General features: G+C 42.4%; 10 protein-coding genes. 4 read left to right on the top strand and 6 right to left on the bottom strand.

What is annotated here, in order from left to right:
• Window position 1: 1 nt before the first annotated feature.
• From ACHSBP_RS00860 to purL, 4 genes are all read right to left on the bottom strand, one after another.
• Window positions 2-511 (bottom strand): DUF2780 domain-containing protein, encoded by a 510-nt coding sequence (locus ACHSBP_RS00860; RefSeq protein WP_395387954.1) that lies wholly within the window; start codon window positions 509-511, stop codon window positions 2-4.
• 189 nt (window positions 512-700) lie between these two features.
• Entirely contained in the window at window positions 701-2,506 is a 1,806-nt protein-coding gene (locus ACHSBP_RS00855) for a ferrous iron transporter B (protein WP_395387953.1), read from the bottom strand.
• 15 nt (window positions 2,507-2,521) lie between these two features.
• Window positions 2,522-2,746, bottom strand: a complete 225-nt coding sequence (locus ACHSBP_RS00850; protein ID WP_010562077.1) for a FeoA family protein — start codon at window positions 2,744-2,746, stop codon at window positions 2,522-2,524.
• Window positions 2,747-3,585: 839 nt separating this feature from the next.
• Window positions 3,586-7,470 (bottom strand): phosphoribosylformylglycinamidine synthase, encoded by a 3,885-nt coding sequence (gene purL, locus ACHSBP_RS00845; RefSeq protein ID WP_395387952.1) that lies wholly within the window; start codon window positions 7,468-7,470, stop codon window positions 3,586-3,588.
• A 204-nt stretch (window positions 7,471-7,674) separates the two neighbouring features.
• Here purL and mltF point away from each other — a divergent pair, with 204 nt between their 5' ends.
• Window positions 7,675-9,021 (top strand): membrane-bound lytic murein transglycosylase MltF, encoded by a 1,347-nt coding sequence (gene mltF, locus ACHSBP_RS00840; protein WP_010562079.1) that lies wholly within the window; start codon window positions 7,675-7,677, stop codon window positions 9,019-9,021.
• A gap of 123 nt (window positions 9,022-9,144) precedes the next feature.
• Complete coding sequence (locus ACHSBP_RS00835) at window positions 9,145-9,294, top strand: hypothetical protein (RefSeq protein ID WP_158523447.1); 150 nt, start codon at window positions 9,145-9,147, stop codon at window positions 9,292-9,294.
• On the opposite strand, the gene tadA is transcribed toward ACHSBP_RS00835, so the two are convergent.
• Entirely contained in the window at window positions 9,291-9,791 is a 501-nt protein-coding gene (gene tadA, locus ACHSBP_RS00830) for a tRNA adenosine(34) deaminase TadA (protein ID WP_010562080.1), read from the bottom strand. The genes ACHSBP_RS00835 and tadA overlap by 4 nt on opposite strands.
• A 181-nt stretch (window positions 9,792-9,972) precedes the next feature.
• On the opposite strand from tadA, the gene ACHSBP_RS00825 reads away from it, so the two are divergent.
• Window positions 9,973-11,277 (top strand): inosine/guanosine kinase, encoded by a 1,305-nt coding sequence (locus ACHSBP_RS00825; protein ID WP_010562081.1) that lies wholly within the window; start codon window positions 9,973-9,975, stop codon window positions 11,275-11,277.
• A 441-nt stretch (window positions 11,278-11,718) separates the two neighbouring features.
• Here ACHSBP_RS00825 and ACHSBP_RS00820 read toward each other — a convergent pair whose 3' ends face one another.
• Entirely contained in the window at window positions 11,719-12,918 is a 1,200-nt protein-coding gene (locus tag ACHSBP_RS00820) for an ectonucleotide pyrophosphatase/phosphodiesterase (RefSeq protein WP_010562082.1), read from the bottom strand.
• 207 nt (window positions 12,919-13,125) lie between these two features.
• Between ACHSBP_RS00820 and hemH the strand changes: the two genes are divergently transcribed.
• Window positions 13,126-14,145 (top strand): ferrochelatase, encoded by a 1,020-nt coding sequence (gene hemH, locus ACHSBP_RS00815; RefSeq protein ID WP_010562083.1) that lies wholly within the window; start codon window positions 13,126-13,128, stop codon window positions 14,143-14,145.
• Window positions 14,146-14,370 lie beyond the last annotated feature (225 nt).

Here is a 14,370-nt window from a genome sequence, read left to right as displayed (position 1 = left end):
TTTATAAAAAGCTTAAACCTTGCTTTAATAAGTTAGCTTCTTTGCTGTATCCATTATTCGCCATGTAGCCAACTAATGAGTTTACTAGTAAAGGAACTTGCTCTTTTGGAATACCAATGCTTTCAAACGCACTATCCAAATAACCTAGGCTTGCAGCTTGTTTACCTTTATCGCCACCTTTGCCTAGCATTGAACTTAGTGAAGACATTGACGATTTAGGCGCTTCACTGAGCAGCCCGTTAGTATTTGGTAATGCTTGACTAATCAAGGCAAAGTTTTCAGGGCTAACATGATCTTTTGCTACTTTGAGCAACGCGCCCATGCCTGAACCAATGATATCTTCAGATAAACCCAATTGTTCAGATGCATATTTTACTAAGGCATTTGATGTTGTTTTTTCTGCTGTTTGGTTCGCTACAGCAGTATTTAACGTGCTTTTTAAATCAACCGCACTCACAGAATTAGCGTAAAACGCGCCCGTTACCATTACAACTAAAGTTAATTTTTTCATTACTTACTTCCAATAAGGGTTTAACCGATTTAGGTACAGCGCAATACTAACAACTAAGGGATTAAAAAGTCATTAATTTAATGCGCTCGGTGCTTCAACCTAAAACTGAATCACAACATCGACTCGGTAACGCACCTAATGGCTGAAAAGGAGCCATGAAAATAGCCTCTAATGCATAACGTAAGATGTTTATATAAAGTAATGAGCAAGTGCAGCTAAGCAATAAGCAACTAATCCATACACCACAAATAAAGCCCATGCGAGTTTAGCGTTACCCATTTCCGCTTTTATCGTTGCCACGGTTGCTACACATTGCAATGCCACTACATAAAACAGCATTAAACCAATGCCAGTACCAAGTGGTAAGCCATCTGCCATAATTTGTGATGCTAGTCCTGCAATATTTTCATCAGCGCCTTCCATGCCATACAGTGTGCCTAACGCACCAACAAAGACTTCTCGCGCCAAAAACGACATCATGATTGCCACACCATAGCGCCAATCTACACCAAGTGGTTCAAACACTGGTGCGATAAACTGACCAAATTGACCAAGTAACGAATGCTCTAAATCAGCATTTTGCGGAAAATAACCCAATACCCAAATCACCACTGACACAATAAAAATAACCGGTGCGGCGCGTTTAATAAAATAAATGCCACTGTTCAAAACACGGTGCATTAGTGGTTTCCAATGGGGCATCCGGTAGGTTGGCAGTTCTAAAATAAATGGCATTTCAGACTGGCTCTGCTCTGTCATTTTAGACTTACTCAATAATGCACTTACAATCAGCGCCATCACAATGCCAAATAAATACAGGGCAAAAAATGCGATACCTTGTAAGTTAAAGATACCAAGTACTGTGTGATCTGCCGGAATAAATACCGCAACTAACAAGGCATAAACCGGCAATCTTGCAGAGCATGACATCAGGGGAATAGTCATCATAGTGATCAGGCGTTTACGCGGTGACTCTATGGTTCTGGCGGCCATAATGGCAGGTATCGCGCAGGCATGTGCAGATAGGTAAGGAATAAAGCTACGACCAGACAAACCAAAGAAGCTTAAAGGCTTATGGCATATCAAAGCAGCTCGTGCCAAATAACCACTGTCTTCGAGCAGACCTATGATAAACGTCAGCACCATAATTTGCGGCACAAATACTAAAAAAGAACCCACACCACTAAACAAAGCATCTGCCGTAAAGTCTTGCATCATGCCACTTGGCAATAACCCTGTAACGAGCGCGGCGGTATCACCAATAAGCATTTCTACGCCATCCATTAGCGGCGCGGCCCATGTGAAAATGCTCTGAAATAGTAAAAACATAATTGTAAAAAATGCCACTGCACCAAACACGCTATTTAACAAAAAATTATCGATAACATTTTGCTTTTTAAGCACAATATCACTGGCAATTGCATATTTTTTTGCAAGCGCTTTAGCACTTTGCACGTTTTTACTAGGATCTGAATGAAGATTTTGCTGAAAAGGTGCTTTAGCAATTTCAACTAAGCCTTTTTGAAACTCAGTTACACCAGTAAGCGTTTTTGCTGACAAAGCAAATACTGGAGCATTCAAATCTTTAGCGAGTTGTGCTACATCTATTTGATGATTAAAGCGCTGTAATTCATCAATTAAGTTAAGTGCAAACACGACCTTTTTATTATGTTGCTGTGCTAAATGTTGCACTTGCAATGCAAATACCAAACTGCGCTCTAATCGCGTTGCGTCTAGTACATTTACAATCACTTCGGTGTCGTCTTGATTAATCGCCTCATTTAGCTTTTCGACTGCGATCTGCTCATCTTTTGAAAGCGTATTTAGCGAATAGGTACCTGGAAAATCAACTACTTCAAAGTCATTAAATTGACCACTTTTAAGCTCGACTGTGACACCTGGAAAGTTAGCAACTTTTTGCTTTAAGCCTGTTAACTGATTAAAAAGCAAACTTTTACCACAGTTGGGCTTACCAACTAATAAAATTCGTTTCATGAGGGCTCTTACGGTTTATGCGATGTAAATACGTTTAGCTATTGCAGGTTCGAGTGAGTAAACACAATCACCCACTTGATAAACAATGGGACCATTGAACGGTGTGCGACGTATGCAGGTTATTAACGCATTTTCAGCGAACCCCATTTCCTCTAGTCGTTGAGCGACGGCGGAATCTAAACTTGGACACAAACGCGCTATTGTCGCCTGTTGCTTTACGGGAACATCACAAATCGTCATGATACTTATTCGCAGTTAAATATTTGCCGCCAGTATGCGCTTTTCTACAACAAAGCTCAATGCAATTTGAATATTTATCTAAACTTTATATAAATAAAAATTAATTTATTAATTAAATTAAAATCCTGTAAAAGTTACTAATCTTATTTAACTTAAATATTTATTTTAGATAATAAAAAAGGCCACCGAAGTGACCTTTTCCTTTCAGCTAACAATTAGCCGATGTTCTTTCTAGCGTTACGGAACATAAGCAACCACGGACTGTCATCGCTCCACTCGTCTTTTGGGTATCGCTGCCAAGAGTTAGCTTTCTTCAAGCAACAAAAAAGGCCACTTGAGTGACCTTTTTTAAAGCTAGTTGAGGCAGTGCAGACTAATTCGTCCTGAAGCTGCGGCTCGGTGCGTTACGCAGTAATCGTCATCGCAGACTCGCGTAAAACACGCTGCGAAACTTCGATGACTTCAGGCATCCTGCCTTTCGCCCTTCGTGCCAGCTGCGCTGTTCAAAAATATTCCCGATATTTTTGTCGGTCTTAATTTTCATATACAAAAAAGGCCGCTTACGCGACCTTTTCTAACGAGTTATAAATTAACTCAATTAACCCACGTTCTTGCGTGCGTTACGGAACATACGCATCCATGGGCTGTCCTCTTTCCACTCTTTTTTTGGGTATCGCTGCCAAGAGTTAAATTCCCCAAACAATAAAAAAGGCCACCGAAGTGACCTTTCAATTAAATCAAGTTGAGGCTGTGCATACTAATTCGTCCTGAAGCTGCGGCCCGGCTTTTCCTCCCTGAAAAGCGTTCGACTAACTGCGAAACTTCGTTTCGGTTCAGTCTCACCCAACATTCTTACGTGCGTTACGGAACATACGCATCCATGGGCTATCTTCTTTCCACTCATCTGGGTGCCAAGAGTTAGCAACTGCACGGAATACACGCTCAGGGTGTGGCATCATGACTGTTGCACGACCGTCCGATGATGTAATACCTGTAATACCTTCTGGTGAACCATTTGGGTTATTCGGGTATTGCGTTGTAGGCTTACCAAAGTTATCAACGTACTGAACTGCAACTGTGCCAGACGCAAGCGCTGCTTTCACTGCCGCATCATTTGCAAACTCAGCATGACCTTCACCGTGAGATACAGCGATAGGCATGCGAGAACCAGCCATACCTTGGAAGAATACTGACGGGCTTTCTTGTACTTCAACAAGGCTGAAACGTGCTTCAAACCGCTCTGACTTGTTGGTTACAAAACGTGGCCAGTGCTCAGTGCCAGGAATAAGCTCTTTCAGTGTTGAAAGCATCTGACAACCGTTACACACACCTAAGCTGAACGTGTCTTGACGCTCAAAGAATGTTTGGAACTGATCGCGTGCCATATCATTGAATAGAATTGACTTAGCCCAACCTTCACCAGCACCTAGTACGTCACCGTAAGAGAAACCACCACATGCTACAAGGCCTTTGAACTCTTCTAGCGTTAGGCGACCTTCAAGGATGTCACTCATGTGTACGTCTACTGCTGCAAAACCTGCACGGTTAAACGCGGCTGCCATTTCAACGTGTGAGTTAACGCCTTGCTCACGTAGGATAGCCATCTTAGGCTTAGCACCAGTTGCAATGTAAGGTGCTGCTACGTCTTCGTTTAGGTCGAAGCTTAGTTTAACGTTAAGACCAGGATCTTTTTCGTCAAACTTAGCATCAAATTCTTGCTTAGCACACTCAGGGTTATCACGAAGTGCTTGCATCTTGTAAGTTGTTTCAGCCCAAATAGTACGTAGTTCAGTACGTGTATTTGCAAGTACTGCTTCGCCGCCACGGTTGAAGATAACTTTGTCTTCCGTGTTTAATGCACCGATAGTGTGGCTGATTGCCGCAAGGCCGTTGTCAGCTAACACAGCTTCAACTGCTGCAAGGTCGTCATTGCGAACCTGAATAACTGCACCTAGCTCTTCGTTATAAAGTGCTTCGATGTCAGAACCTGTTAGGCTATCAAGGTTTACAGTTACACCTGTGCGACCTGCGAATGCCATTTCAGCTACCGTTGTGAATAAACCACCGTCTGAACGGTCGTGGTAAGCAAGTAACTTCTCGTCAGCTACAAGTGCTTGCATCGCTTCATAGAAGCCTTTTAATAGCTCTGGGCTATCAACGTCAGGCGTCTTATCACCAAGCTGCTTGTAAACCTGTGCAAGGCTTGATGCACCCATACGGTTTTGACCTGCACCCAAGTCAACTAAGATCAGGCTTGAGTCACCTTTATCAGTGCGAAGCTGAGGGGTTACTGTTTTACGAATGTCTTCTACACGGCCAAATGCAGTGATTACTAGAGAAAGAGGCGCTGTAACCGCTTTGTCTTCACCGTCGTCTTGCCATGTTGTCTTCATCGACATTGAATCTTTACCAACTGGGATAGTTAGGCCAAGTGCTGGACATAACTCTTCACCTACTGCTTTTACTGCTTCGTAAAGACCTGCATCTTCACCTGGGTGACCTGCTGCTGCCATCCAGTTTGCAGATAGCTTGATGTTCTCAAGACCGCCAATGTTTGCGCCAGCAATGTTCGTTAACGCTTCTGCTACTGCTAAACGTGCTGATGCACCATAGTTTAGAAGTGCCGCAGGAGTGCGCTCACCCATAGACATGGCTTCACCGTGATAAGTATCAAACGCAGCTGCTGTTACAGCACAGTTTGCTACTGGCACCTGCCAAGGGCCAACCATTTGGTCACGTGCCACTAGGCCTGTTACCGTACGGTCACCAATGGTAATAAGGAATGTTTTTTCAGCGATAGTCGGTAGACGAAGTAAACGCTTAGCCGCTTCCTCTACATCGATGCTGTCTGTGTTTAGAGCTTGACCCTCTACTTTCTTTGATTCAACGTCACGGTGCATCTTAGGTGCTTTACCAAGTAGCACTTCAAGCGGAAGATCTACCGGGTTGTTATCAAAGTGGCTATCCGCAACTGTTAGGTGACGCTCTTCTGTTGCTTCACCAATTACTGCGTATTGTGCGCGCTCACGCTTACAGATTTCTTCAAAACGTGCGAAGTCTTCAGCTGCTACTGCAAGTACATAGCGCTCTTGTGATTCGTTACACCAAATTTCGTGCGGTGCCATACCCGGCTCATCGTTCGGGATATTACGTAGTTGGAATTTACCACCACGGCCACCGTCGTCTACTAGCTCAGGGAATGCGTTTGAAAGACCACCCGCGCCCACATCGTGGATAAACGCGATTGGGTTTTCGTCGCCTAGCTGCCAACATTTATCAATAACTTCCTGACAACGACGCTCCATTTCTGGGTTTTCACGCTGTACAGAAGCAAAGTCTAAATCTTCGTTTGACTGACCAGATGCCATTGATGATGCCGCACCACCACCAAGACCGATGTTCATCGCAGGGCCACCTAGTGCTACTAGCTTAGCACCTACTGGAATTTCACCTTTTTGAACGTGCTCAGTACGGATGTTACCTAGACCACCTGCAAGCATGATTGGCTTGTGGTAACCACGTACCTCTTCACCGTTATGGCTGTTAACTTTTTCTTCGTAAGTACGGAAATAACCAAGTAGGTTAGGACGACCAAATTCGTTGTTGAACGCCGCGCCACCTAGCGGGCCGTCAATCATGATGTCTAGTGCATCAACAATACGACCAGGCTTGCCGAAGTTAGTTTCCCACGGTTGTTCAAAACCAGGGATGCGAAGGTTAGATACAGTAAAACCAACTAGGCCTGCTTTTGGCTTAGAACCACGACCTGTTGCACCTTCGTCACGAATTTCACCACCAGAACCGGTTGATGCGCCAGAGAATGGAGCAATCGCAGTTGGGTGGTTGTGCGTTTCAACCTTCATCAAGATTTCAATGTTCTCTTGATTGTAGCTGTACTCGCCTTCTTTATTTGGGAAGAAACGACCCGCTTTAGAACCCTTCATTACCGCTGCATTATCTTTATAAGCAGACAGTACGTTTTCTGGGTGCGTTTCGTAAGTATTCTTGATCATTTTGAACAGCGACTTAGGCTGTTCTACGCCGTCGATTGTCCAATCGGCGTTGAAAATCTTGTGACGACAGTGCTCTGAGTTCGCCTGTGCGAACATGAATAATTCGATGTCGTTCGGGTTACGACCTAGTTTAGTGAAGTTTTCTACTAGGTAGTCAATTTCATCATCTGCTAGTGCGAAACCTTGCTCTACGTTTGCAGTCACAAGCGCTTCACGGCCACCGCCAAGAATGTCTACTGATGACATTGGGCGCGGCTCTTCAACGCGGAATAACTGACCTGCATCTTCAAGGCTATTGTGAACAGACTCTGTCATACGGTCATGAACTAGCTTAGCAACGTCATTTAACTGCTCAGCGTTTAGGTCGCCTTCAACATAGTAAGCAATACCACGTTCAACACGGTGTACTTTGTCTAAACCACAGTTGTTAGCAATATCAGTTGCCTTTGATGCCCATGGAGAAATGGTACCAATGCGCGGCGTCACTAAAATGAGCGCACCTTCAGGCGTATGTTCAGTAATGGTCGGGCCATACTTTAATAGCTTATTTAGTTTGTCTAACTCAGACTCTGAAAGTTCTGCTGTTAAATCAGCAAAATGCATAAACTCAGCGTAAACACCAGTCACTGGTAAATTGGCGTCAGCGCAGGTTTTAAGGATCTTTTGAACTTTAAAATCAGAAAGTGCAGGTGCACCACGTAGGATCAACATAGGTATTTTCATCCGGGGTTAAGGATTGAACGAAGATTTATGGGCGCACATTATAGTGGAAAATGACATGAGATTTAAATAAAAATCAAAAAATAGACAAAAATAGGCAAATTCTATTTTCATGTATAGGACATTAGTCCTCGTGACGATCGGGACTTTATCTGTTATAACAAGCTTGTAGGGGTTAGTTATTTTAGGATTTGAGTGCTAAAACGCGTTGTAATTACACTGGTTATTTTTTTGCTGGCAGCATGCTCAGAGCCTGTCGCAGAAACACACCTCGGCCAAATTAAACAAAAAGATAAAGTTCGTATCGGCACGCTTGCCGGCGAAAGTACCTACTATATTAGTGCCAATGGTGAGCTCGGTTTTGAATATGAGCTAGCCAAAGCATTCGCAAATTTTATTGACGCAGAACTCGAAATCATTCCTTTTTTCTCAATTAAAGACATGCTTAACAAGCTAGAAAAAGGACAAATCGATATTCTGGCCTCAGGCCTTACCCTAAACAAATCACGTTTAAATAAATACCGTTTTGCTCCGCAATATCGCTCAATCAGTCAAAAACTAGTTTATAAACAAGGGCGCAAAAGACCGCGTAATTTTTCACAGCTAGATGCCCCTGTTACCGTTATTGCCAAAAGCGCTCATGCCGCCAGTTTATTAAAAGCAAAAGCCAACTTTGAAAACTTACAATGGGTTGAAACCGAAGAGTTTGATGAAGCCGAATTATTACAAGGCATTATTGATGGCAAATTCGATTACACCATTGCTGACTCGCATACTTTAGCGCTATTTCGCCGCTATCACCCTGAGCTTAGTATTGCCTTTTCAGTGACCCGTGAAGAACCCGTCGCTTGGATGCTACAGCAAAATGATGACGACAGTTTATATGCAATGGCGATTGAGTTTTTTGGTTATGCGCGCTCAACAGGCCTATTGCAAAACCTAGAAGAAAAATATTTTGGCCACGTTCGTCAGTTTAACTACATCAATACCCTCGCTTATATAGAAGCAGTTCGTGATGTATTACCTAAATACCGAGATTGGTTTAAGCAATATTCACGCAGCCTTGATTGGCGCTTACTGGCAGCTGTGAGTTATCAAGAGTCGATGTGGGACCCTCGTGCCAAATCGCCAACTGGCGTACGCGGTATTATGATGTTGACCTTGCCCACTGCTAAATCGGTGGGTGTTAAAAACCGCCTTGAACCTGAACAAAATATTCGTGGTGGCGGTATCTATTTAGAAAAATTGATTAATCGCGTGCCCGAACGCATAAAAGAACCAGACCGCACTTGGCTTGCGCTTGCCGCTTACAATGTGGGCTTTGGTCATATGGAAGATGCTCGCGTGTTAACGGAAAAAGCAGGTGGCGATGCCGACAAATGGGCAGATGTGAAAAAACATTTACCGTTACTGATTAAAAAGCGCTACTATCGCCAAACAAGATACGGGTTCGCCCGTGGCGATGTCGCCGTTAAATATGTCGATAATATTCGCCGCTATTACGACACGCTCGTTTGGCTTGATGAAAACCAAGATGAGTAACACAATAGTTGAATTCACCACTGTGAATGTCATATAAGTGTCATAATTTATTAATAAACTTATCGAGAGATAAGGGCTTTAGCCAATCACCCTTCTCCACTCTCACCTTTTTAAGGAGAACCTATGCTAAAAACGCGTAGAAAATTCAAAGTAAAACGCAGTACGGTTAACACTTGTGCTATTCGTCGCCGTATTGCAAGACGCAACACCCATCGTAAAGTTCTTGAGCGTCGCAGAGCATTTAATTTATTGGTGGAAGCTGAAGCGAGCTAGCTTTCACCTTTAGCCGCTTTTTTAGCGGCTTTTATTTCTGCGCGACGTTTTTTAAAAAATGCCGACAGCTTTTCACTGCACACCTCAGCTAAAACCCCGCTAGTTACATCTATTTGATGATTGAGCTTTTCGTGACGGGTTAAGTCCATAATACTGCCCGCTGAACCTGTTTTTTCATCATGTGCGCCAAATACCAAACGTTTTATACGGCTATGCACCAACAACCCTGCACACATAGAGCAAGGTTCAAGTGTGACGTATAACGTACAATCGAGCATACGGTAATTTTCAATGTGCTTGCCAGCTTGGCGAATTGCCATCATCTCAGCATGGGCCGATGGATCATGCTGTGTAATTGATAAATTATATCCCTCAGCAATAATCTGATTGTCTTTTACAACAATGGCACCAACCGGTATTTCTCCATGTTGCTCGGCAATATCAGCACGTTTAAGCGCCTCAATCATCCAATATTCATCGCTAAATTCAGGGTACATACTTACTCAGGTTGATTTATAAACACCTTAAATATTTTACCAAGTTAAAAAGATTCATGCATTGTTATCTCTTTTTCTTAGAATTTTTTAAAATAAAGGGCTAATGTCATAGTTATTCAATTATTTTTTAGGCTATAATCCGCCGCCATTTTGCACGACGCCAAAGCAATGTAGAAACAAGATGAAATTTCCTGGACGACGCAGACAAAAACACTACTTTCCAGTGGAAGATAAAGATCCGTTAACGAACGTGATCACACAAGACAGCAAGCTTGCACGTAATTACATAGTGGGTATTGACCAAATTGTGGTTGATATAGAAGCCAAAGTTGATCAAGCCTTTCTCAATGAGTTTGGCCTGCACCGCGGTATGTCGCAAGTAATGGATGATGACACCACCAACGCTCTCTATGCACGGTTAAAAGATCATGACATGATCGACTACGAATTTGCTGGCGGCACTATTGGTAACACCATGCATAATTACTCAGTGCTATCAGATGACCGCTCGGTACTGCTTGGTGTAATGTGCGAAAATATCAAAATTGGTAGTTATGCCTATCGTTTCGTTAGTAAAACTTCAACCCGCGTAGATTTAGAACATCTACAACCGGTCGATGGCCCAATTGGTCGTTGTTTTACCCTTATTGATGAAAGTGGCGAACGTACTTTCGCTATCAGTCCAGGCTTAATGAACCGCCTACGTCCTGAATCCATTTCCCAAGAGCTTATTGCTAACTCGTCTGCTTTAGTTATTTCGGCCTATTTAATGCGTACCACAGGTGAAGACACCATGACCGAAGCGGCGCTAAAAGCCGTTGAATACGCAAACGCAGCAAATGTACCTGTTGTACTGAGCTTAGGCACCAAATTCTTAATTGAGCAAGACCCAGAGTGGTGGCAAAACTTCGTTAACGACCACGTTGACATATTAGCCATGAACGAAGAGGAAGGCCTTGCTATTACCGGCTTTGAAGACCCGCTATTAGCCGCCGATAAAGCGCTTGATTGGGTTGATATGGTAATTTGTACTGCTGGCGCTCAAGGCATGTTCTTAGCTAGTTACATTGATGACTGTTGGAAACGCCCAACAGAGCACCAATTAATGCCAGGCAGTATTCCTGATTTTAATAAGTTTGAATTTTCACGCGCGATGCGTCGCAAAGACTGTAAAAATCCAGTAAAAATTTACACTCACACTGCACCTTACATGGGCGGGCCTGACAGCATTAAAAATACCAATGGCGCAGGTGATGGCGCACTGGCAGCAGTACTTCACGATATTAGCGCTAATGTATATCACCAGTTAAATGTTCCTACCTCAAGTAAGCATAAAATCAATGCACTTACCTATTCATCGCTTTCACAAATCAGTAAATATGCTAACCGTGTAAGTTATGAAGTATTAGTGCAACATTCGCCACGTTTAACGCGCGGCTTGCCTGAACGAGAAGACAGTTTGCAACAAGCTTACTGGGAACAATAATCCCACCTTATATAAAAAGCCCGCTACAATATGCGGGCTTTTTGTTACCAAGTTAAACTCAGTACTTTTGGAGATTGGGAACTGGTTTTTAGTATAAGTTTACTAACTTAACCTTAGCTTAACTCTGTCAACTCCTACATTTTTAACTAAGCAAACCTGTTAACAGGCATAAAAAAGCCCGCTAAAGTTAGCGGGCAAAGCTTGTATAAAAACAACAAGGGAAATAAAGTCCAAGGGAGATTGGAACTTAAGCTTACTTTAGCCTTTTTAAACTTAACCTTTGCTTAATTCATACTAATTAAATTAATTTTCTGGAAAGTTATTGCTAAAAATAAAGTATTTAACCTAACTTCTGCGCTTAATACCTGTTTACTCAAATAACGCATTATTTAAGTCGGCTAAAGCTGCTTATATCCTTAAGCGAAATAGCTATTACTGGCTTTATTGAGCAAGTGCACTTTCCAAGCTTTTGCCATCACCATCTACCGGGGAAAGTATTTTTAAACCAAGTACTTTCGCAATTGTTGGGTAAACATCTAGATTAGGAAACTCAGCAATCGACGTATTTTGTTTAAACGCAGGCCCTTTAGCTATAAATAATGCCCCCATTTCTTGAGTGTAGGCATAACCATGCGTGCCTAAATAATCTGATTCACCTTCAAATGAGAACGTTTTTGGTGCAGTGGTTTCAATAATAATATCTGCATCTCGAGCACCAAACTTAATCCCGCGACTCGCTAGTGTGCTTTTATCAAGTACGCTATAACGCCCTTTCGCTTGCTCTGCTAAGTGTTTTTTAGCCTCTAAAATAGCGATTTGGGATTCTGGCTTTTTATAAAGCTGCACACGAGTACCTGAATTCTTAATCAGAAAATCGTCTTCAGACAAGCCCAACGAATTAATTTCAATGGTCTGTTTTGGATCAACTTGCGACATGCCGTGATCGGATACTAAAACTAAATTAATATTAAGATCTTTCAGCTCGGCTAAGCGCGCATCCAACTGGGCAATTAACGCATCCATTTTTTGCACCGCATCAAACGTTTGCTGTGCGTTAGGTCCAAAATCATGGCCCATTGAATCAACCACTGAAAAATAAGCGGCAATAAAACGTGGGCGCTGTGACTTTGGCAAGCTAAGCCAGTCTACAATTTGGTCTACGCGGCGCTGATAATCGCTATGTTGCGAGTAGTGATAAAAGTAACTTGGTGTACGACCATTAAAGCGCGCGTCTGATTCTGGCCAAAAGTAAGTTGCCGCTTTAACACCTTGCATTTCAGCAAGGTTCCAAAGTGGCGTTCCGTTTAGCCAGGTACTGTCGTTACGCCCTTTGCCCATGCTGTAGCATTCTTTACGATTTCTATCACAAAATTTATTATCAATTATGCCGTGATTAGCGGGCTGCAAGCCGGTAATAATTGAAATATGATTAGGAAATGTTTTCGTTGGGTAAACTGGAATCATGCGCTCTGCACGAACGCCTGCTTTAGCAATTTTTGCTAAATTCTTTGCTTGGTGCTTTTCAATATAATCCCAGCGAAAACCATCAAGGGAAATCAAAACAACGGTTTGCTCTTTGGCAAACACTGGCGTGCTTAAAGCACTTAAAACAACGAGAAGTAAAACAGCTATTTTTTTCATTTGCTTTGCTTGTGTAGTAATTTACACCATCTAAACTTGTTGAATTACAAAAGTCTAGGCTATTTGTCCTCAGCCATATTTATTTAACGTAAGCTCGAGTTATTTATCAAAAATTGATCTTAAATAGCTAACACAACGTAATGTGGGCAATTTTCCAAAAAGATTTGATACAATCTTTTTAATTTAGCAAATTAAGTAAGGGTCACCGTGTCTCGATTCACTGCCGTCACTGAAGAACCGCATAAACGATTTCATAAAAAAACAGCCGTTTTACTCACTAACTTAGGCAGCCCAGATGCACCCACCGCAAAGGCTCTAAGAACCTATTTGGCAGAGTTTTTATCTGATCCGCGCATCGTTGAAATTCCGCGTGTGCTTTGGAAAATTATTTTGCACGGCATTATTTTACGTATTCGCCCAAAACGTTCGGCAAAACTTTACGCCGGTATTTGGACTGAACACGGTTCACCATTATTGGTTTACAGTAAAAAACAGCAAGCGAAGCTAGCAACTTTACTTAAAGACAAAGGCCTAGATCACGCCGAAGTATTCTTAGCGATGCGCTACGGTAACCCATCAATCAAATCAGTGCTCGAAGAGATTCGTGAAAAAGGCTATCAAAAAATTGTCGTCTTACCTTTATATCCTCAGTACAGCGGTTCAACTACTGGCTCAACTTATGATGCCATTAGTCGTGAGCTTGTTAACTGGCGTTGGGTACCTGAACTACACTTTATCAATGGTTATCAAGACAACCCGCATTATATTGATGCCCTTGCCGCAAGTATCAAAGAAGATTTAGACAAACATGGTATGCCTGAAAAATTGGTACTTAGCTACCATGGCACACCTAAGTTTTTCCTAGAAAAAGGCGATCCGTATTATTGTTTTTGCCAAATGACCACCCGTTTAGTGGTAGAAAAGTTAGGACTTAACAAAGACGACGTAATCACCACCTTCCAAAGTCGTTTTGGTAAAGCGGAATGGTTAAAACCTTACACCGATGAAACACTCGAAAAATTAGCCAAAGAAAATGGCATTAAGAACATTGCCATTGCCAGCCCAGCTTTTAGCTCAGACTGCTTGGAAACATTGGAAGAATTAGAAGAAGAAAATCGTGAAATTTTTGAACATGCTGGCGGCGAACACTACCGTTATATTCCAGCATTAAATGACCGCGATGATCATATTGCTGCCTTTTATGAAATCATAAAACAGCATTTATAATTTTCCGCAGTATAAACAACAAAAAAACCCAGCACTAGCTGGGTTTTTCTTTACCTAAACTAGGGTCTGTTGATCTTTGCTGTTCTATTTTTGCTCTCTTTGAGCGTGCTTTTATCGCGGCGCTCGATGTGTGGCCTAGTAATCTAAGCGAATATCGAGCAACAATGAGAAAAGTGCGCTCAAAAGAACCGTTCGGCAGCGCTTGATTGGCTTTTCTACTGTGTT

This window comes from Pseudoalteromonas sp. XMcav1-K (genome assembly GCF_044005875.1).
In the GTDB taxonomy this organism is placed as follows: domain Bacteria; phylum Pseudomonadota; class Gammaproteobacteria; order Enterobacterales; family Alteromonadaceae; genus Pseudoalteromonas; species Pseudoalteromonas spongiae.
Note: the sequence above shows the minus strand (reverse complement) of the source record. Positions and strands in the feature narration are given on the sequence as shown.

What these genes read in the sequence shown, in the direction of transcription:
- ACHSBP_RS00860 (WP_395387954.1), bottom strand. Translation starts at nt 511, where the DNA reads ATGAAAAAATTAACTTTAGTTGTAATGGTAACGGGCGCGTTTTACGCT.
- ACHSBP_RS00855 (WP_395387953.1), bottom strand. Translation starts at nt 2,506, where the DNA reads ATGAAACGAATTTTATTAGTTGGTAAGCCCAACTGTGGTAAAAGTTTG.
- ACHSBP_RS00850 (WP_010562077.1), bottom strand. Translation starts at nt 2,746, where the DNA reads ATGACGATTTGTGATGTTCCCGTAAAGCAACAGGCGACAATAGCGCGT.
- purL (WP_395387952.1), bottom strand. Translation starts at nt 7,470, where the DNA reads ATGTTGATCCTACGTGGTGCACCTGCACTTTCTGATTTTAAAGTTCAA.
- ACHSBP_RS00835 (WP_158523447.1), top strand. Translation starts at nt 9,145, where the DNA reads ATGCTAAAAACGCGTAGAAAATTCAAAGTAAAACGCAGTACGGTTAAC.
- tadA (WP_010562080.1), bottom strand. Translation starts at nt 9,791, where the DNA reads ATGTACCCTGAATTTAGCGATGAATATTGGATGATTGAGGCGCTTAAA.
- ACHSBP_RS00825 (WP_010562081.1), top strand. Translation starts at nt 9,973, where the DNA reads ATGAAATTTCCTGGACGACGCAGACAAAAACACTACTTTCCAGTGGAA.
- ACHSBP_RS00820 (WP_010562082.1), bottom strand. Translation starts at nt 12,918, where the DNA reads ATGAAAAAAATAGCTGTTTTACTTCTCGTTGTTTTAAGTGCTTTAAGC.